The sequence below is a fragment of the Neisseria zoodegmatis genome (assembly GCF_900187305.1).
Taxonomy (GTDB): domain Bacteria; phylum Pseudomonadota; class Gammaproteobacteria; order Burkholderiales; family Neisseriaceae; genus Neisseria; species Neisseria zoodegmatis.
In genome coordinates this window covers 884,103-903,934 of sequence record NZ_LT906434.1, presented here as the reverse complement: position 1 = coordinate 903,934, position 19,832 = coordinate 884,103, and the positions used below count along the sequence as shown (strand labels likewise).

The 19,832-nt window shown below is 54.1% G+C and carries 14 protein-coding genes, 1 tRNA gene and 2 pseudogenes; 8 read left to right on the top strand and 9 right to left on the bottom strand.

Annotated features, from left to right (window positions below):
* Nucleotides 1–3 precede the first annotated feature (3 nt).
* From CKV66_RS04120 to CKV66_RS04105, 4 genes are all read right to left on the bottom strand, one after another.
* Nucleotides 4–870, bottom strand: coding sequence for a prepilin peptidase (locus CKV66_RS04120; protein WP_408633884.1), 867 nt, complete (start codon nucleotides 868–870; stop codon nucleotides 4–6).
* Complete coding sequence (locus tag CKV66_RS04115) at nucleotides 870–2,108, bottom strand: type II secretion system F family protein (RefSeq protein ID WP_085364434.1); 1,239 nt, start codon at nucleotides 2,106–2,108, stop codon at nucleotides 870–872. Before CKV66_RS04115 ends, CKV66_RS04120 begins: the two co-directional genes overlap by 1 nt.
* A 30-nt stretch (nucleotides 2,109–2,138) precedes the next feature.
* Entirely contained in the window at nucleotides 2,139–3,818 is a 1,680-nt protein-coding gene (gene pilB / locus CKV66_RS04110; protein ID WP_085364433.1) for a type IV-A pilus assembly ATPase PilB, read from the bottom strand.
* Nucleotides 3,819–4,084: 266 nt separating this feature from the next.
* Nucleotides 4,085–4,160: transfer RNA gene (locus CKV66_RS04105), tRNA-Phe, on the bottom strand.
* Between the two features lie 736 nt (nucleotides 4,161–4,896).
* On the opposite strand from CKV66_RS04105, the gene CKV66_RS04100 reads away from it, so the two are divergent.
* Nucleotides 4,897–5,529: an isochorismatase family protein gene (locus tag CKV66_RS04100; protein ID WP_085364432.1), complete on the top strand. Its 633-nt coding sequence runs from the start codon at nucleotides 4,897–4,899 to the stop codon at nucleotides 5,527–5,529.
* Between the two features lie 102 nt (nucleotides 5,530–5,631).
* On the opposite strand, the pseudogene CKV66_RS12510 reads toward CKV66_RS04100, so the two are convergent.
* From CKV66_RS12510 to dnaQ, 4 genes and pseudogenes are all read right to left on the bottom strand, one after another.
* Nucleotides 5,632–5,813, bottom strand: a pseudogene (locus tag CKV66_RS12510) (lipoprotein signal peptidase).
* Between the two features lie 560 nt (nucleotides 5,814–6,373).
* Nucleotides 6,374–9,497: pseudogene (putA, locus tag CKV66_RS04090) on the bottom strand (bifunctional proline dehydrogenase/L-glutamate gamma-semialdehyde dehydrogenase PutA); the annotation flags it as partial.
* A 259-nt stretch (nucleotides 9,498–9,756) separates the two neighbouring features.
* Nucleotides 9,757–10,446 carry a 2-C-methyl-D-erythritol 4-phosphate cytidylyltransferase gene (gene ispD / locus CKV66_RS04080; RefSeq protein WP_085364429.1) on the bottom strand — a complete coding sequence of 230 codons (690 nt, stop codon included), beginning with the start codon at nucleotides 10,444–10,446 and terminating at the stop codon, nucleotides 9,757–9,759.
* A complete protein-coding gene (gene dnaQ, locus CKV66_RS04075; RefSeq protein ID WP_085364428.1) occupies nucleotides 10,443–11,162 on the bottom strand; it encodes a DNA polymerase III subunit epsilon in 720 nt (239 codons plus the stop codon). Before dnaQ ends, ispD begins: the two co-directional genes overlap by 4 nt.
* A 224-nt stretch (nucleotides 11,163–11,386) precedes the next feature.
* On the opposite strand from dnaQ, the gene CKV66_RS04070 reads away from it, so the two are divergent.
* From CKV66_RS04070 to CKV66_RS04055, 4 genes are all read left to right on the top strand, one after another.
* A complete protein-coding gene (locus CKV66_RS04070; protein WP_085364427.1) occupies nucleotides 11,387–12,040 on the top strand; it encodes an alpha/beta fold hydrolase in 654 nt (217 codons plus the stop codon).
* A 274-nt stretch (nucleotides 12,041–12,314) separates the two neighbouring features.
* A complete protein-coding gene (gene alr, locus CKV66_RS04065; RefSeq protein ID WP_085364426.1) occupies nucleotides 12,315–13,373 on the top strand; it encodes an alanine racemase in 1,059 nt (352 codons plus the stop codon).
* A gap of 65 nt (nucleotides 13,374–13,438) precedes the next feature.
* Nucleotides 13,439–14,569, top strand: coding sequence for a succinyl-diaminopimelate desuccinylase (gene dapE, locus CKV66_RS04060; RefSeq protein WP_085364425.1), 1,131 nt, complete (start codon nucleotides 13,439–13,441; stop codon nucleotides 14,567–14,569).
* A gap of 141 nt (nucleotides 14,570–14,710) precedes the next feature.
* Nucleotides 14,711–15,445, top strand: a complete 735-nt coding sequence (locus CKV66_RS04055; protein ID WP_085364424.1) for a UDP-2,3-diacylglucosamine diphosphatase — start codon at nucleotides 14,711–14,713, stop codon at nucleotides 15,443–15,445.
* A gap of 235 nt (nucleotides 15,446–15,680) precedes the next feature.
* Here CKV66_RS04055 and CKV66_RS12125 read toward each other — a convergent pair whose 3' ends face one another.
* Nucleotides 15,681–15,926 carry a hypothetical protein gene (locus CKV66_RS12125; RefSeq protein ID WP_143773823.1) on the bottom strand — a complete coding sequence of 82 codons (246 nt, stop codon included), beginning with the start codon at nucleotides 15,924–15,926 and terminating at the stop codon, nucleotides 15,681–15,683.
* Between the two features lie 29 nt (nucleotides 15,927–15,955).
* Between CKV66_RS12125 and CKV66_RS04050 the strand changes: the two genes are divergently transcribed.
* The 3 genes from CKV66_RS04050 to pta all read left to right on the top strand — a co-directional run bounded on the left by CKV66_RS04050 (nucleotide 15,956) and on the right by pta (nucleotide 19,819).
* On the top strand, nucleotides 15,956–17,065 hold the full coding sequence (locus CKV66_RS04050) for a methyltransferase (RefSeq protein WP_085364423.1): 1,110 nt from the start codon (nucleotides 15,956–15,958) through the stop codon (nucleotides 17,063–17,065).
* Nucleotides 17,066–17,178: 113 nt separating this feature from the next.
* On the top strand, nucleotides 17,179–18,171 hold the full coding sequence (locus tag CKV66_RS04045; RefSeq protein WP_085364422.1) for an ornithine carbamoyltransferase: 993 nt from the start codon (nucleotides 17,179–17,181) through the stop codon (nucleotides 18,169–18,171).
* A 139-nt stretch (nucleotides 18,172–18,310) separates the two neighbouring features.
* The gene (gene pta / locus CKV66_RS04040) at nucleotides 18,311–19,819 is read left to right on the top strand and encodes a phosphate acetyltransferase (protein ID WP_085364421.1); all 1,509 of its coding nucleotides are present in this window, start codon (nucleotides 18,311–18,313) and stop codon (nucleotides 19,817–19,819) included.
* The last annotated feature ends 13 nt before the right edge of the window (nucleotides 19,820–19,832 follow it).

The following is a 19,832-nucleotide window of genomic DNA, read 5'->3' as shown; positions in this document are numbered from 1 at the left end:
AGTCTAAAACCCTGAAGCAGTTAACCACCATGATGTTAATGATATCACCTGCTCGTTGGCAATGAATATAATCCATCCGGCGATTGCCAAGCTGGGGCCAAATGCAAACTCCTGCCCTTTGGCGATCCGCATAATCAGCGCCACTATAATGCCGATTACAGCGGCCATGAATACCAATATAGGCAACACACCTACTCCCAACCATGCACCAAGGGCCGCCAATAATTTGAAGTCCCCGCCCCCCATACCGATTTTGCCGGTTAAGATTTTATAAATATAACACAGCAGCCATAAGCTCATATAACCGCAAACCGCTCCCCAAACTGCGGAAGTCAGCGGCACAAACGAACCGTCTATATTAAAAATCAGCCCGAGCCATATTAGAGGCAAAGTCAATTGATCCGGCAGATATTGGGTGTCTGCATCAATAAAAGCCAGTGCTACCAGCATAGCTGTAAAGATCAAACCGCCGAAGGTAATCCAACTCCAACCATATTTCCAAGCAACCGCTGCAAACAATACACCCGTTAACAGTTCAACTAAAGGATAGCGTTTGCTAATCGGCGTTTTGCAGGAACCACATTTTCCTCCTAACAACAGATAGCTGATGATGGGGATGTTTTGCCACGGTTTCACAGGGGCATGGCACTTAGGGCATCTGGAATCAGGTTTGATTAAATTGAACGGAGCAGATTCTTCAGCTGAGATATCCAAATTCAAATGGTCTTTGGCAAACAGCGTCCAATTTCGTTCCATCATTACTGGAACACGGTAAATAACAACATTCAAAAAGCTGCCTACCAACAGACCAAACAACAAAGAAAGCAGCACCGCAAAAGGTGCCAGCTCTTGAAATATAGCCCACATCATCAGCCTACCACATTACCCAAGTTGAACAACGGCAGATACATGGCGACCAAGATAATGCCGATGATGGAACCCAGCACAACCATAATAATCGGTTCCATCAATGATGAAAGCTGTGCTACGGCATTATCCACTTCGTCTTCATAAAACTCTGCGGCCTTATTCAACATATCATCCAGCGAACCTGATTCTTCACCGATAGCGGCCATTTGCAACACCATATTGGGGAACATATCTGTGCCCTGCATGCTGGATGTCAATGACAAACCTTGAGTAACTTTGGCTCGAATATCATGGGTAGCTTCTTCATAAAGGATATTGCCCGCCGCGCCTGATACGGAATCCAACACTTCCACTAAAGGTACACCGGCTGCAAACAGAGTAGAAGTTGTACGTGCCCAACGTGCGATGGTCGCTTTTCTGACAATCGAACCAAAAATAGGCAATCTGAGCATCATGGCATCAACACGTTTTTGCAACACTGGTGATTTTTTGTACCACTGGTAAACACCAAAGCACAGTGCTACCGTTCCAATCACAATAACCCACGCATATTTAACAAAGAAGTCGGAAATACTCATCACAATTTGAGTCAACCCCGGCAGCTCTGCACCCATGCTGCTGTACACTTCACCGAAAGCCGGCAATACAAACACCATCATAATGAAAACCAATACAACGGCAACGACAACGATCGCAATCGGATAAGTCAGCGCACTTTTAACCTTTTTCTTAATTGCTTGGGTTTTTTCTTTATAAACAGCCAATTTATCAAGCAGGCTTTCCAACACACCACCTGTCTCACCCGCTGCAATAAGGTTGCAATAGAAGCGGTCGAAATATTTAGGATGTTTGGCAAAAGCCTTACCTAAGGCACTACCCTGTTCTACATCGGCACGCACCTGCATGAGCATTTGCGTCATTGACGGGTTGGAGTGACCCTTCGCAACAATTTCAAACGCTTGCATCAACGGCAACCCTGCCTTCATCATGGTAGCCAGTTGGCGGGTAAATACGGTGATGTCTTCCTGCGTAATTCTTTTCTTGCGTACAGCCTTAACTTTGCTGACACGAAGCGGCTTAATACCCCGACGTTGAAGCTTTTTACGTGCCTCTTCTTCGTTTTTGGCAACAACTTCGCCACGAACCATTTGTTCGGTGTCGATGTTTCTGCCTTCAAAGTTAAAACGTATGCCTTTTTCTTTTTTAACGTTTCTACTTCCTGCTACAGACCTGCTCATTTTTACCCCTTTTAAGTTAATGCCTGTATATTAATCGTTAGTATGAGCCAACACTTCTTCCAATGAAGTGATACCCTGCATGACTTTCAACAAGCCCGCACGGCGCAAATCGACCATGCCTTCTTTGTAAGCCATATTTAAAATGTCGACTTCCGTACCATTCTCCATGATGACCCGCTGCATTTCTTCGGTGATAGGCATCACTTCATAGACACCGGCACGTCCTTTATATCCTTTCCCTCGACAGCTGTCGCAGCCTACAGGACGGTACATAGTCCAATTTTTTGCCAAGTCTTCATCGGTAAAACCAGCTTTCTTCAAAGCAGGCAGAGGCGGACGTTCCATAGGAACTTTGCAATGCGGACACAAGCGCCGTAACAGACGCTGAGCCATAATCAAGCTCACAGAGCTGGCGATATTAAACGGTGCAACGCCCATGTTCAGCATACGCGACAAAGTTGCCGGTGCGTTGTTAGTGTGCAGCGTAGAGAACACCATGTGACCGGTTTGTGCGGCTTTAATGGAGATATCGGCAGTTTCCAAGTCACGAATCTCACCCACCATGATGATATCCGGATCTTGACGGAGGAAAGCTTTAAGAGCCGCTGCAAAGGTCAAGCCCTGTTTGTCGTTTACGTTTACCTGATTAATTCCGGGTAAATTGATCTCGGCAGGGTCTTCTGCCGTGGCGATATTGACATTTTCCGTATTTAAGATGTTCAAACAGGTATAAAGCGACACCGTTTTACCCGAGCCAGTGGGACCCGTTACCAACACCATGCCGTAAGGACGGTGGATGGCTTCCAGCAGCATTTCTTTTTGGAACGGCTCGAAGCCCAGTTGGTCGATATTTAACGAACCCGCATCTGAATTCAGAATACGCATCACCACTTTTTCACCGAACAATGTCGGTAGGGTGCTGACACGGAAGTCGATCGGGCGGCCATGTTTGTGGAAGGCAATCTGAATACGGCCGTCTTGAGGTACGCGTTTTTCAGAAATGTCCAAGCGCGCCATAACCTTAATGCGAGATGCAAGCTGGCCGCGTACAGCTACGGGTGGTTGTACTACTTCGCGTAGCTGACCGTCAACGCGGAAACGAACCCGAGCCATTTGCTCGTAAAACTCAAAGTGGATATCCGAAGCACCAGCGTTCAAGGCATCAGAGAGTGTTTTATGAATAAAACGTGGGATAGGCCCGTCTTCTGCTTCTTCATTATCGATATACAGAGATTGAACAGGTGCCGCTGCTTCCTGCTCTTTGCTCATCTCATTCAGAATCGAAGTGGAGCGTTGACCCAGCCATTCCAATAACGTGCTTAGTTGGTCGTCACGCACGACAACCAAGTCAACTGATACGCCTGATGAAAAAGCTATTTTTTGAAAATTTTGAATTTGTGTGGGATCTGAAACTGCAAAATAAACTTTACGACCTCTTTGAAAAATCGGAATACAGCGGTTTTGCAGCATTTGCTCTTCCGAGAGCACGTCAGAAAGGATGTTGTTGCGGGGATAGTGGGTTAAATCCAGCAGAGGATAGCTGAATACTCTGGCAAGCAATTCCCCTAATGCTTTAGGTGTGATAATGCCCTCTTCAAACAAAAGAGGGAGAATAGGTTTATTGGCTTTTAATACGTTTTGATACCGTTCGACCTGATTATTGTCGATGACTTGGCTCTGCACCAATACTCTTAATATACCGACGCTCATTTTCCATTTCCTGCTTTACAAGCCGCTGATGCGGATTGTGTTAATCATTATTATAAAATGCCGCGCAAAGCATCAAATCTTGCCGTGGCAGCATGGACCCGTAATGTTATTTTTATTCGCAGGAAATATCTTCCCCGCAAGAACCATGTCATTATAAGCGAACAGGCCGGGCAAACCTACCCGGCCTGTGTTGAAATTTATTCAATCTAAGATTTCTTCGACGTAAAAACAACAGATAAAAAAATAACCGCTGATTGCGGTTTAAATGGTGGCCAGAGGCGGGATCGAACCGCCGACACACGGATTTTCAATCCGTTGCTCTACCAACTGAGCTATCTGGCCGTGGTGAAGAGATGCGTATTAAAACAGAATCAAACAGCCTCTGCAAGCTTTTTGATTTAAAAATATGGCACAACAAAGGTAACAGTATATTTTTTATAGAAATTAAGTATAGAACCGAATTAAGGTGGGGCAATCAGGCAACATTTTTATGTATCAACCATAATCACATGCAATATTATTTTGCAAGAATTACCGATTATCTGTAATATCTACCGAATATCTGAAATTCGGCTTACATACCCTTTCATTTTAGGCATTGAAAGCGGCCATGAAAAACACAAGCCGATTGCAAAAATAATATTAAACAATCTATTAGCTTATTTCTTAAACAAATGGCATGTGTGATTTGGGCTATAGATCGTGACATCTGCATGTTGATAATAGAGAAATGAGTAAGCCGTATTCAACAGCACACGGTAAAAAATCATAAAAAGTACGCATCTTCTTTTTTTCATTTTCAATCCGCCATATCCATTCGGACGGGATTTTGAAAATAGTTGATACGGATAAAACTTAGAACATAACAACACAATACACAGGCATCATCAAGGCAATTGAAGTGCAAGAGGAGTACAAGAAGTGAACGACGGAACAGGGCCGCCCTGAAATTCGTTGTTCGCAACTTGGGTTTAAAAGAGTTTCAAACCTTGCAGGAAACGCCCCTCTCAGCGATTGCTGAGCGGGGAAATATAAAAAGCCATGATTTCTAAAATAATTTTCTAATGAAGAGAAACCTATGAGTATTGTTGCCATCGACATTCATCCGCAAAAAACATTTTCCGAGCTGTGCCCGAACGAACTGCCTGTGCCTGATGCGCTTTCGATTGTGCCGCATCTTAACCGTCAGGCGGCATGGGCGGATTATCGGGTGCTGACTAAAGACGCGCACGCGGGTCAGGAGCCTTGGCATATTGATACCCAAGAGGCTTATCTTCCTTTGGATTCCGCTGAAAATTGGATCAGCCACGCCGTATTGGGCACCGACGGCTACCGCAATCTGCCGGGCTTGCCGCCGTCTGAAAACTATCATTTCTTGGTGCATATCGGCTTGGAAAGCAATGTGCACACTTTTGGCGCGTGTTTTCACGATATGGCCGAAAACATCAGTACGGGCTTGATTGAATGGCTGATTTGCCGCAATGCGGACACCATCATTATCGGCGGCTTAACAACGGAATACTGCGTGCAGGCGACGGTGTTGCAGCTGTGCTGGTACGGCAAATGGCGGGTGATTGTTAATTTGGATGCTTGCCGCAGTTTGAGCGAACATGAAGAGCAGCAGGCTATTTTCAATATGGAAAGAGCGGGGGCATTGGTGGTGAAGCATACGGACGAGATTCCCGACCTTCTGGTTGAGGTTGCCTGCTAACTTTCCCATTGGTGGATTGAATTTGCGATATATCTAGCTAAAAGCAAAACAAGTCTGATATTAACATTCATTGCCAACGTCTTTCTCGAAGCTTGAGCTATTTCATTCAACACAACCGAGGCCGTCTGAAAACTTTTTCAGGCGGCCTGAGACCTTATGCAAAACCCTCAGATGTGGATGCAGTTCAAGGCGTAGCAGCACAGCGAGGCAGACATATCATATAGATAGGCAAACGGGCGGGCAGCGCACAACGTAGAAATTCGCCGCAGATGGGGGTTTTGCAAAGGTCTCTGCCTCGTTATGATTCAAGACAGTATCAAACCCGATCAGCTTTCCGCCATCGCCATCAGGCTTGCGTTACCGCCCGCCGCGGTGGTGTTGACGCTGCAGCTGATTTCTTCGAACACCTGCAAAATGTCCAAGCCGTTTGCTGCATCGAGTATTTTGATGATTGCGCCGTCTTGCAGGGCGGTTTGCTGTTTGAGTTCGGCGGGAAGCGGTTCCAGCGCGGCCAGATGGCTGATGCCTTCGGGTACGTTGCGGCTGTCCACTTCAATCAGGCCGTCTGAATGTTCGCTCCAGATCGCCAACGGGTGTTGTTGAGTAACGACCGCCGCCGAACCTGCCGCCGCCAATTGGATCAGCGCGGCGAAGGCGTTTTCCAAGCTGCCGCCGTAGAGCCATACTTTTTCGGGTGCACGCCACATGGCGGTGTTGCGCTCGCCCGTCGGCCCCGGCAACAAGGTTTCGGCTTGGCGCAGGGTGTGTACGCGCGTTTCGCCCATCACTCTGCCCAAGCGCACTTTTTGTTCGTGGTCGAAGCCCATTTGCTGCATCAGTTTTTCCAATGCCGCCAACGCGGTTTCGTCGGCTTTGCCGTTGCGGGTGAGCGCGGGTATCTGCCATTTGCCGCGGCTGAGTTTTTGCAGGTAAAACGCGCCGCCCGCTTTGGGGCCGGTGCCCGACAAGCCGTGGCCGCCGAAAGGCTGTACGCCGACGACGGCACCGACGATATTGCGGTTCACATATATGTTGCCCGCTTCGATGCGGCCGCAGATGTGTTCTATGCTGCCGTCGATGCGGCTGTGGATACCGTGAGTGAGCGCGTAGCCTTTGCTGTTGATCTGATCGATCAGGCCGTCGAGTTCGTCGGCACGGTAGCGCACCACATGCAGCACGGGGCCGAACACTTCGCGTTGCAGTTCGTTTAAGTTGTTCAATTCAAACAGTATCGGCGCAACGAACGTGGCGTTGCCGCCGTTTTGGCGAAACTCGCTCCGCTCGTTTTGGCGAAACTCGCTCTGCTCGTTTTCAGACGGCCTGATTTCGTGATACGACTTGGCTACGCCTTTCATTTTGTTGATGTGCGCCAGCAGGTTTTGTTGCGCTTCGGCATCAATCACGGGGCCGATGTCGGTGGCAAGGCGTATCGGATTGCCGACGTTCAGCTCGTTCATCGCGCCTTTAATCATCCGAATCATGTGGTCGGCCACGTTTTCCTGCACGCACAAAATCCGCAATGCGGAACAACGCTGGCCGGCGCTGTCGAACGCGGAAGCCAGCACGTCGGTGCACACCTGCTCGGCCAGCGCGGTGCTGTCGACAATCATCGCGTTCATGCCGCCGGTTTCGGCAATCAGCACGGGGTTATCGGTGCGGCGGCTCAGGGCTTGGTTAATCAGTTTGGCCACTTCGGTGGAACCGGTAAAAATCACGCCGTTGATGCGCTGGTCTTGCGTTAACGCCGCACCCGCTTCGCCCGCGCCCAACACCAGTTGCAGCGCGTCTTTCGGCACGCCCGCTTCATGCAGCAGGCGCACGGCGTAATGGGCGATCAGGCTGGTTTGCTCGGCAGGCTTGGCAATCACGGTATTGCCGACGGCCAACGCGGCCGCGACTTCGCCGACAAAAATCGCCAGCGGGAAATTCCACGGGCTGATGGCGACAATGGTGCCGACCGGCGCGCGTTCGGCGCAGGTGGTTTCGGCTTCGTCGGCGTAATAGCGGCAGAAATCGACCGCTTCGCGCACTTCGGCAATGGCGTTGTTGAGCGTTTTGCCCGCCTCGCGCACCGCCAGCATCATCAGTGCGGGCATGTGGGCTTCGAGCAGGTCGGCAAAGCGGCGCAGGCATTCCGCCCTTTCAGACGGCCTCTTGGCCGCCCATGCCTGTTCTGCGGCTTTGGCGGCGGCTATCACATCGCTGACGGAGGCCGTCTGAATAAAGGCGGAGGTACCGACAATATCGCTGTGGTCGGCGGGATTGCGCACGGGCTGCGGTTCGCCGCTTGGTACGGCCACGGCGGTGATGGAGGCCGTCTGAAAATTTTTCTGTGCGGCGGCGTTCATGTCGTTTTGCAGTTGTTGCAGCACAAACTCGTTGCTCAAATCCAAACCTTGCGAATTCAGACGGCCTGTTCCGTAAAGGTTGCGCGGCAACGGCAGCGCGGCGTGCATTTTGCCTTGTGTTTGTGCAGCGGCATCGAGCGGGCATTTGATTAAGTCGTCTATGCTCACTTTTTCATCAACGATTTGGTTCACAAACGACGAGTTGGCACCGTTTTCCAGCAGACGGCGCACCAGATAAGCCAGCAGCGTTTCATGCGTACCCACCGGTGCGTAAATGCGGCAACGGCGGCCCAAGTTGTTCGCGCCGACCACTTGGTCGTACAGCGTTTCGCCCATACCGTGCAGGCATTGGAATTCAAAATCTTTGCCCTGCCCCATTTGGTAAACCGCCGACAAGGTGTAAGCGTTGTGGGTGGCAAATTGCGGGAACACGGCATCTTGCGCAGCCAACAGTTTGCGGGCGCAGGCGAGGTAAGATACGTCGGTGTGGACTTTGCGGGTGTAAACGGGATAGCCGCTCAAACCGTCCACCTGCGCCCATTTGATTTCGCTGTCCCAATACGCGCCTTTTACCAAGCGGATCATCAGTTTTTGATTATGGCGGCGTGCGAGGTCGATTAAATAATCAATCACAAACGGGCAGCGTTTCTGATAAGCCTGCACCACAAAACCGATGCCGTTAAAGCCGGCCAAATCGGCATCGCCGACCAATGCTTCCATCAGGTCGAGCGACAATTCCAAACGGTTGGCTTCTTCGGCATCGATGTTCAGGCCGATATTGTATTGTTTCGCCAGCACAAACAGCTCTTTCAAACGCGGCAGCAGTTCGGCCATCACACGTTCGTGCTGGGCGCGCGCGTAACGCGGGTGGATGGCGGAAAGTTTTACCGAAATGCCGTTGCCTTCATACACGCCCGCACCCGCCGCATCTTGGCCGATGGCGTGGATAGCGTTTACATAATCCTGATAATAACGGTCGGCATCGGCCTGCGTCATCGCCGCTTCGCCGAGCATGTCGAACGAAAAACGGTAGCCCGATTTTTCGCGCTCTTTGCCGTTTTGCAGGGCTTCGCCTATGGTTTGGCCGGTAACAAACTGCTTGCCCAACAAACGCATGGCGTAGTCCACGCCCTTGCGTATCATCGGCTCGCCGCCTTTGCCGATGATGCGGGTTAAGGCCATGCCCAAGGTTTTGTCGTCGTTGGCGGCGGTGAGCTTGCCGGTAATCAGCAGCCCCCACGCGGCGGCGTTCACAAACAGCGACGGGCTGTTGTTGAGGTGTTTTTTCCAATTGCCGCCGGAAAGTTTGTCTTGAATCAGCTTGTTGCGGGTGGCGTTATCGGGAATCCGCAGCAGGGCTTCGGCCAAACACATCAAGGCCACACCTTCTTGGCTCGACAGTGAAAACTCGTGCATCAACGCATCTACGCCGCTGGCTTTGGTGCGGTTGGCGCGCACCTGCGTAACCAGCCGCCGCGCCAATTTCGCTGCTTCTTCTTTTTCCTCTGCGCTCATTTCGGCGCGTTGCAGCATATCGGCCACCGCTTCGGCCTCGTCGCGGCGGTAGGCGGCGGTTACGGCATCACGCAAAGCGGATTGGGGTTTGGTAAAGCTAAACATGTTTTTCTCCGAAGCTTGATTTTCTTGATGCGGCAGCCAAATCCTGAAACCTTTGCAAAACCCCCATCTGCGGCGCATTTCTGCGTTGTGCGCTGCCCGCTCGTTTGCCTATCTGTATGATATGTCTGCACTCGCTGTGCTGCTACGCCTTGAACTGCATCCACATCTGAGGGTTTTGCAAAGGTCTCATCCTGCCGTTGAATCATTGAATTAATAACATATTAAAGCCGTCTGAAAAATCATTTCAGACGGCCTGCATTCATTTCAACAACAAACGTACGATAAATTCATCGTGCGGCAAAGTGAGTTTCAAATTGCGGCTGTCGCCTTGCACCAAGCGGGGGCGGATGCCGAGCATTTCGACGGCGGAGGCTTCGTCGGTGATGCGGTTCAAATCGCAAGTTTCCAGCGCACGCTGCAATAAACCCGCCCGAAAAAGCTGCGGCGTTTGCGCCTGCCACAAGCCGTTGCGCGGTACGGTGGCGGCGATGCGGCGGTGTTCGTCGGCCTGCTTGAGCGTGTCGGCCACGGGCACAGCCAAAATGCCGCCTTCTTCGGCGTCGCCCGCTTCGTCAATCAGACGGCTGAGGGCTTCGGCGGGCAAACAGCAACGCGCGGCGTCGTGCACGAGAATATTGTCGCCCGCTTCGGCCAAGCCGCGCTCCAGCAGGGCGTTTAATCCGTTTCTCACGGTTTCCGCACGGCTCCCGCCGCCGCAATGTAAGACGGCTACTTTTTCTGAGGCCGTCTGAAAACGGGTTTCGCTAAAACCGGTATCGTTGGGGGCCAACACAACCGCAGTCAGGCTGATACCCGGATGGGCGGTGAAAATGCCGACCGTGTGTTCCAAAACCGTGCGGTCGTTGATTTCCACATACTGCTTGGGTTTGCCCGCGCCGAAGCGTTCGCCGACACCGGCGGCGGGAATCAAGGCGATGTGCCGTTTCATGCCTGCGCCTCCGTGCGCCACACACACGCTCCGCCCACGGCTTTGTCCAAACCGTCTAAATACGCCTCATGCGCCGCCAGCTCTTCGGCATCGGCCGCCACCACTTTCAAAGACGCGGGGCGTTGGAACTCCACCGCCACATTCACCGTTTCCTGCTCTTCCGACGCGCTGTCGCCCATCAAATCAAACTGGCCGCGCGTCATCGCCAAATACACTTCGCCGAGCAGTTCGCAGTCGATCAATGCGCCGTGAAACACACGCTTGCTGCGGTCGACATCGAAACGGGTACACAACGCATCCAAGCTGGCTTTCTGCCCCGGAAACATTTCGCGCGCCATGCCCAGCGTGTCGGTAACTTCGCAGCCCAGCTCTTCGATGGTGGGCAAGCCCATGCGGCGGAACTCCATATCGAGAAAGCCCACGTCAAACTTGGCATTGTGGATAATCAATTCCGCACCGCGCAAAAAGTCGGCAATCTGCCGCCCTACTTCTTCAAACTTGGGCGCATTTTGCTCTTCCAACTGCTCCAGCGTAATGCCGTGAACCGCCGCCGCCTCTTCGGGAATGTCGCGGTCGGGATGTACATACAGATGCAGGGTATTGGCGGTCATCTTGCGGTTGACCATTTCCAAGCCTGCAAACTCGACCAATCTGTCGCCGCTGTTGGGATAAAGGCCGGTGGTTTCGGTATCGAGAATGATTTGGCGGGTGTTCATGATGGTTTATCAAAAGGCAAAATACGGTTGCCGCATCATACTAAAAGCAAGGGGGAAAGTAAAAGCAAAGATGGCGCGAAAACCCGTTTGCCATACTCGGTTTTTGCTGCGGATTTACATCAGGCAAGCGTCTGGCACAACCAAGTTTTGCGGCGATATAATATTCCGTCGGCAATGCGCCCGACTTCATAACGATTCACCGTAAACAAAAAGGACAAACCGCTATGCCCCATCACGTTTTGCTGCTGCACGGCCTGTATATGCGCGCTTGGGTGATGCGGCCTTTTGCCCGCATGATGCAGCAACAGGGTTTTAGCGCCGACATCTTCGATTACCGCAGCCTGCGCTATCCGGTTTCCGTGCACACCGCCGCGCTGGCAGCGCAGGTCGAGCAATACTACCGCGTTCACAACGAGCCGCTGCATTTTGTCGGCCACAGCCTGGGCGGGTTGGTGCTGCGCCACTTCGCCGCGGCTTATCCCGAATATGTTCGCGGCAGAATCGTTACTTTGGGCACGCCCCACCGCGGCAGCTTTACCGCCGAACAAATCAAACGGCTGGGGCTGGCGCGTTTTACTCTGGGCGAATCTTATTGCGATGCTTTGGACGGCTGCGCCCCCGCCCTGCCCGACGGTGTCGAACTGGGCAGCTTGGCGGGCAGCAAAACCGTGGGCGTAGGCCGCTTGCTGGGCATTCAAGGCGGGCACGACGGCACGGTTACCATCCGAGAAACCTGCTGCCCGGGCATGAAAGACCACATCGTGATGCCGACTTCGCACACCGCCATGCTGTTTGACCGCCGCGTTGCCACCCAAGCCGCCGCGTTTCTGCTGCAAGGCCGCTTCATCCACACAGACCAAAACGGCAACGCCATCTAAACCGCCCATTCAGACGGCCTCACCGTATCCGCCGCGCCATAGATATGCGAACCTTTGCAAAACTCTCAGATACAGAAATGCGCCGCAGATAGCAGTTTTGCAAAGGTCTCATATTTTAAAACGCCGCCAATCGGCCTATAATCCCATTCCCTACATACAGGCCGTCTGAAAAGCGACATCAAGCCGCCGACGGCCTCACACCAAACAAACACATACGGCCCATCAATCTTATTCACACACCAGCTGCGAACCCGCACAAAGGATACTCAGAACCATGCGCCCGCTGAACGCCCAAATCCGCCTCGAAAACCTGCGCCACAATTATCAAACACTGAAAAACATCCACGGCAACAAACTGTTGGCGGTGGTCAAAGCCGATGCCTACGGGCACGGCGCGGTGCGGTGCGCACATGCGTTGGCGGACATGGCCGACGGTTTCGCCGTCGCCGCCATTGAAGAAGCGGTGGAATTGCGCGAAAACGGCATCGAAAACCCGATTCTGCTGCTCGAAGGCGTGTTTGAAGCCAAAGAATATGCGCTGGTCGACCAATACCGCCTGTGGCCCGCCGTATGCAGCCAATGGCAGCTTGAAGCCCTGCTGCACCACGAATGGCAGACACCCGTAAAAGTGTGGCTGAAAATGGATTCCGGCATGCACCGCGCCGGCTTTTTTCCGCACAACTACGCCGCCGCCTACACCGCCTTGAAGCAGAATCCGAACGTGGCCGAAATTGTGAAATTCAGCCATTTTGCCTGTGCCGACGACCCCGAAAGCGGCATGACAGAAATCCAGCTTGAAGCCTTCGATTTGGGCTGCGAAGGCTTGGAAGGCGAAGAAAGTCTGGCCAATTCCGCCGCCATCCTGCGCTTTCCCGAAGCCCGCCGCGACTGGGGCAGAGCGGGGATTGCGCTTTACGGCATATCGCCTTTCGGCGGCAGCGACGAACGCCTGAAACCCGTGATGCGCCTGAGCACGCGCGTGTTTGGCGAACGCGTGTTGCAGCCGCATTCGCCCGTGGGCTACGGCGCGGTGTTTTATACGCAAAAATCCACCCGCGTCGGCCTGCTCGCCTGCGGCTATGCCGACGGTTATCCGCGCCACGCCCCCACCGGCACGCCCGTGGCCGTCGGCACCCACCGCAGCCGCCTGATCGGCCGCATTTCCATGGACATGATGACGATCGAGCTTGACGTTTCCCGCGAAGGCATCGGCGACGAAGTGGAACTGTGGGGCGATACGGTAAACATCAACGAAGTGGCGGCAGCGGCAGGCACGATTGCCTACGAATTATTGTGCAACGTCAAGCGCGCCAAGTTTACTTATTACGAATAACACACCGAGGCCGTCTGAAAATTTGCTTTCAGACGGCCTCGATATATCTAAAAACAGAGGAAGAAATGAACGACACCCAATCTCTCGCCTTAACCAGGCAACTCATCGCCCGGCCTTCCGTTACCCCCGACGACCAAAACTGCCAGCAGATTTTGGCCGAACGGCTGCAAAAAATCGGCTTTACCGTCGAAGAAATGAACTTCGGCGACACCAAAAACATCTGGGCGCGGCGCGGCACGGCTTCGCCGGTGGTGTGCTTCGCGGGGCATACCGACGTAGTGCCGCCGGGGCCGTCTGAAAAATGGGATTCGCCGCCGTTCGAGCCGACCGAGCGCGACGGCCGCCTTTACGGGCGCGGCGCGGCGGATATGAAAACCAGCATCGCCTGTTTCGTTACCGCCTGCGAGCGTTTTGTGGCGGAACACCCCGACCACACGGGCAGCATCGCCCTGCTGATTACCTCCGACGAAGAAGGCGACGCGCACGACGGCACCACCAAAGTGGTGGACGCGCTCAAAGCGCGCGGCGAATTGATTGATTACTGCATCGTCGGCGAACCCACCGCCGTCGAAACGCTGGGCGACACGGTGAAAAACGGCCGCCGCGGTTCGCTTTCCGGCAACCTTACCGTTAAAGGCAAACAAGGCCACATCGCCTACCCGCATCTGGCGTTGAACCCCATACATACCTTTGCGCCCGCGCTGGCCGAACTGACCGCCGCCGAATGGGACAAAGGCAACGCATATTTCCCACCCACCGGCTTTCAGATTTCCAACATCAACGGCGGCACGGGTGCAACCAACGTCATCCCCGGCACGCTCAACGTCAAATTCAATTTCCGCTTTTCCACCGAATCCACCGACATCGGCCTGAAACAGCGCGTGCACGATATTCTCGACAACCACGGCATCAGCTACGATTTGGAATGGTCGTGCTCGGGGCAGCCGTTTCTCACCGAAGCAGGCCGCCTGACCGACATCGCCCGCGAAGCCGTTGCCAAAGTGTGCGGAATACAGACCGAACTTTCCACCAGCGGCGGCACGTCGGACGGCCGCTTCATCAAAGCCATCGCCGCCGAACTGATCGAACTGGGCCCCAGCAACGCCAGCATCCATCAGATTAACGAAAACGTGCTGTTGAGCGACATTCCCAAGCTCTCGGCGGTGTATGAAGAAATGCTCAAAGCTTTGCTCTGAGGCCGTCTGAAAGCAAACTTGTGAATTTCGCCCAATCGAACTTCACAAGGTTCACGAAAACCCGAAGGCCGTTTTTTAGCGAAGCACACAAGCTCGCTTTCAGACGGCCTTTACCGCCCCCATCGACCCACACACCAGCCTATGCGCCAAACCATCTTCATCGCCGACTTACACCTTTCCGACGACACGCCGGAACTCAACCGCCTGTTTCTACAATCCCTCAACCGCTGGCAGGGCAAGGTGGACGCGCTCTATATCTTGGGCGACCTGTTTGAAGTATGGCTCGGCGACGACATCCTGAGCGACATCGCCGTTCAGACGGCCTCGGCATTAAAAACCTTCAGCCAAACCGCGCCGGTGTATTTCATCTGCGGCAACCGCGATTTTCTGCTCGGCCGACGTTACGCCGCCCAAGCAGGCATCACTCTGCTGCCCGACAACCACATCGCCGAACTCTACGGCACCCGCTACCTGATTACCCACGGCGACGAAATGTGTACCGACGACGTTTCCTACCAACGCTTCCGCCGCATCATCCGCCAGCCGTGGCTGAAAAAACTGCTGCTCGCCCTGCCCCAAAACCGCCGCCGCACCATCGCCGACCGCCTGCGCGCCGCCAGCAAACACAAGAAACAGCAAATGGGGCAAACCGCCCTTTCCGACGTGACCGAACACGGCGTTCAGACGGCCTTAAACCGCTACCCCCAAGCCCAAGCCATCATCCACGGCCACACCCACAGACCGAACATCCACCAACACACCCGCCACGGCCAAACCGTTACCCGCTATGTGTTGCCCGATTGGCACGGCGTGCGCGGCGGTTATTTGGCCGTGACGGAAAACGGGGCGGAAATCAAACCCTTAGAGGCCGTCTGAAAATTACCGCAACAAAAATGTAGGGCAGGCATCCCGACATGCCATCTGAAAACCACCATAAATCATCACACCGTAGGGCGGGCATCCTTGCCCGCCATCCAACCACCACAAACAAACAAAACACAAATCAGGCCTCCCAACATGCCGTCTGAAAACCACCATAAATAATCAAACCGTAGGGCGGGCATCCTTGCCCGCCATCCCATCCAGCCACCACAAACAAGCAAAACACAAATCAAGCATCCCTGCATGCCGTCTGAAAACCATCATAAATCATCAAACCGTAGGGCGGGCATCCTTGCCCGCCATCCCATCCAACCACCACAAACAAAACACACATCAGACATCCCAACATGCCGTCTGAAAACCACCATAAACCATCAAACCGTGTGACGCGGTATCCCAGCCCGACATCCAACCGCCCGCAGCCCTCACAAATCCACCCGCAAAGCCCGCATCCGCCCGCCAAAATATAGTACACTGCCGGCACTTCTTTTTTCCCGGCTACCCATGTCTATCCACATCCCCACCAACCGCGGCCATGAACTCGAATGGCGCAGCGAAAGCACCCAAAAACCGCCCGCACAAGCCGTTTACAGCGGCGAAACCAACGCAGCCGCCGTGCTGGCCACCGCCCGCGACAACACAGCCACCGTTTGGACAGGCGATTATCACAACGCCAAACAAGTGTTGGCCGCCATGAAAAAACGCCTGCGCAAACCCAACAGCAAACCGGATACCGATATTCAGACGGCCTTTCACAGCCACCGCATGCGCCAATCGCAAAACAGCCGTCTGCTCAATATGTTGGCCGTGGAAATCGGCGCAGACTTTTCCCTTGACTTGCCGCGCGCTCCCGATGTTTCCGAAGCACTTGCCGACGTTTACGGCACGCCCGACGGCAAACCGTTTTTACTGCCGCTCAACCGCTTGCTCGGCTACATCGGCGCCCACGAATGGCACAAAAAAGGCGTGTTCGTACCCGCGCTCGACGCCCGCACTCATGTTCCTTTCGGCGTCTTTTCTCCCTTGCGCGGCGAATATCTCGATTTAATCGCCCAAGCGCCGCTGCCGTCTGAATGCCGAACCGCGTTCGATATCGGCACCGGTTCCGGCGTGATTGCCGCCCTGCTCGCCCGCCGCGGCATCCCCGACATTACCGCCACCGACACCAATCCCCGCGCCATAGCGTGCGCCCAAGCCAATATCGAACACCTCGGCTTCTCGGCAAACATCCGCATCGAAACCGCTGACTTATTCCCGCAAGGCAAGGCCGACCTCATCGTGTGTAACCCGCCGTGGCTGCCCGCCAAACCCACTTCCGCCATCGAAGCCGCGCTCTACGACCCCGGCCACGCCATGCTTAAAGGCTTTCTCAACGGCGTGCGCGGCCATCTGAATGCCGGCGGCGAAGCATGGCTGATTATGTCAGACTTAGCCGAGCATCTGCATCTGCGTTCTCCCGATTTTCTGGCCGAATGTTTTCAGACGGCCTCACTGCAAGTGGTCGATATACTCAGCACCCGCCCCACCCACCGCAAAGCTGATGATGAAGCCGACCCGCTGGCCTTCGCCCGCAGCCGCGAAACCACGTTTCTTTATCGCTTGAAAGCGGCGTAAACACCATCGACACAGGGTATTTGAATGAATATAAAAAATAAATTACTATCCCCTTGATACACCCTGTCTCAGGCCGTCTGAACCTTCCTTACCCCACCCCTCAGGAATCCGACATGAATCTCAAAAACCGCCATTTTCTGAAACTGCTGGACTTTACCCCCGAAGAAATCCAATACCTTCTCGACCTTTCCGCCGAATTGAAAGCCGCCAAAAAAAGCGGCCGGGAACAACAAAAACTCAAAGGCAAGAATATCGCGCTGATTTTTGAAAAAACCTCCACCCGCACACGCTGCGCCTTTGAAGTGGCCGCTTACGACCAAGGCGCACAAGTTACCTATCTCGAACCCGGCGGCAGCCAAATCGGCCACAAAGAAAGCATCAAAGACACCGCCCGCGTACTCGGCCGCATGTACGACGCCATCGAATACCGCGGATACAGCCAGCAAATCATCGAAGAGCTGGCCAAATATGCCGGTGTACCCGTGTTCAACGGCCTCACCGACGAATTCCACCCCACCCAAATTCTCGCCGACATGCTCACCATGCGCGAACATTGCAGCAAACCGCTGAAAGAAATCGCCTTCGCCTACATGGGCGACGCCCGCTTCAACATGGGCAATTCCCTGCTGCTCGGCGGCGCCGTATTGGGCATGGACGTGCGCATCGGCGCCCCCCGCGACCTGTGGCCGTCTGAAGAATTGATCGAACGCGCCCGCCGCATCGCCCAAAACAGCGGCGCCCGCATCACGCTCACCGAAGACCCGAAAGAAGCCGTCAAAGGCGCAGACTACATCCACACCGACGTATGGGTTTCGATGGGCGAACCCGAAAGCGTGTGGAAAGAGCGCATCGAGCTGCTGACCCCGTATCAAGTCAATGCCCAACTGATGGCCGCCGCAGGCAACCCCAACGTCAAATTCATGCACTGTCTGCCCGCCTTCCACAACCGCGAAACCAAAGTCGGCGAATGGATTTACCAAGCCTTCGGCATGAACGGCGTGGAAGTTACCGAAGAAGTATTCGAAAGCCCTGCTTCCGTCGTGTTCGACCAAGCGGAAAACCGCATGCACACCATTAAAGCCGTTTTGGTGGCGCTGTTATCCTAAGCGTTTGATTTCGCTTTTATTTGCAAACACGCCCTCACCGGCAACCATTTACCGGAAAGCAGCAGGTATAAACCGCACCGCCAAAGTGATAAAATCCCCGCACTTTCCATTTTCCATTCCCATGAAAAGGATTCAAAACATGGCTACTGTATTGATCGTTCCCGTATCCGCCCATTCAGACGGCTGGGCCGTTACCCAAGCCGTTGCCGCCGCCCTGCCCAACGCAACGGCGTCACGTGCACTCGATGAAACCGGCGAAGCCGAAGTCATGCTCTGCTCCGGCCGCTGCGACGACTGGCTGGATATGCTGGTTGCCCGCGTTTCCCGCTTAGACGCCGAAAACGTCGTGATCAAAGGCATCAAACCCGATGCAGAACGCGTATTCCTGTCAACCCGAAACATCGAGCTGGCCTTGTCGCTCGACGCCAACGTCGTGTTCTCCCTCGTTGCCAACGGCAACTCACTCGAGCAACTGACCGGACAACTGAACATTGCCAAACAAGCCTATGCCACCGCCCCCGGCGTATTGGCAGGCTTCGTATTGGACGGCGAAGATGCCGGCATGGGCGCAGCGCTTACCGAAAAAACCGGCTTGGCTTACCTCGGCTCTACCGACAATCTTTGCAACACCGATTTGCTGCTGAAAAAAACCGGCCGCATGTCGCCCGCGCAATTCCGCGTCAACATGATGGAATCCGCCCGCAAAGCCAACAAACGCATCGTGTTGCCCGAAGGCGCAGAACCCCGCACCGTACAAGCCGCGGCTATCTGTCATGAAAAAGGCATCGCCCGCTGCGTATTGCTGGCTCCGCGTGCCGAAGTAGAAGCCGTAGCCAAAGAGCGCCACATCACCCTGCCCGATTCTTTAGAAATCATTGATCCGGCCACATTAATCGAACAATACGTCGAGCCGATGTGCGAACTGCGCAAGAGCAAAGGCTTAACACCCGAACAAGCCCGCGAGCAGCTGCAAGACACCGTTGTGCTCGGCACCATGATGATGGCGCAAAACCATGTAGACGGCTTGGTATCCGGCGCAGTACACACCACTGCCAACACCATCCGCCCCGCCCTGCAACTGATCAAAACCGCCCCCGGCGCCAGCTTGGTATCCAGCGTATTCTTCATGCTGCTGCCCAACCAAGTGCTGGTTTACGGCGACTGCGCAGTCAACCCCGAGCCGACCGCCGAACAACTGGCCGACATCGCCATCCAATCGGCCGATTCCGCCAAAGCCTTCGGCATCCCGCCTAAAGTAGCCATGATCTCCTACTCTACCGGCACTTCCGGCGCCGGCCCCGCCGTAGAAAAAGTCGCCCAAGCCACCGCCCTTGTGCGTGAAAAACGCCCCGATATCGACGTGGACGGCCCACTGCAATACGATGCCGCCACCGTACCGAGCGTAGCCAAATCCAAAGCCCCCGACAGCAAAGTGGCCGGCCAAGCCACCGTGTTGGTGTTCCCCGACCTCAATACCGGCAACTGCACCTACAAAGCCGTACAGCGCAACGCCAACGTATTGAGCGTAGGTCCCATGCTGCAAGGCTTGCGCAAACCGGTAAACGACCTGTCGCGCGGCGCATTGGTAGACGACATCGTCTACACCATCGCACTGACTGCTATTCAAGCCGTACAGATGGGTGAATAAACTGTTGTAACTT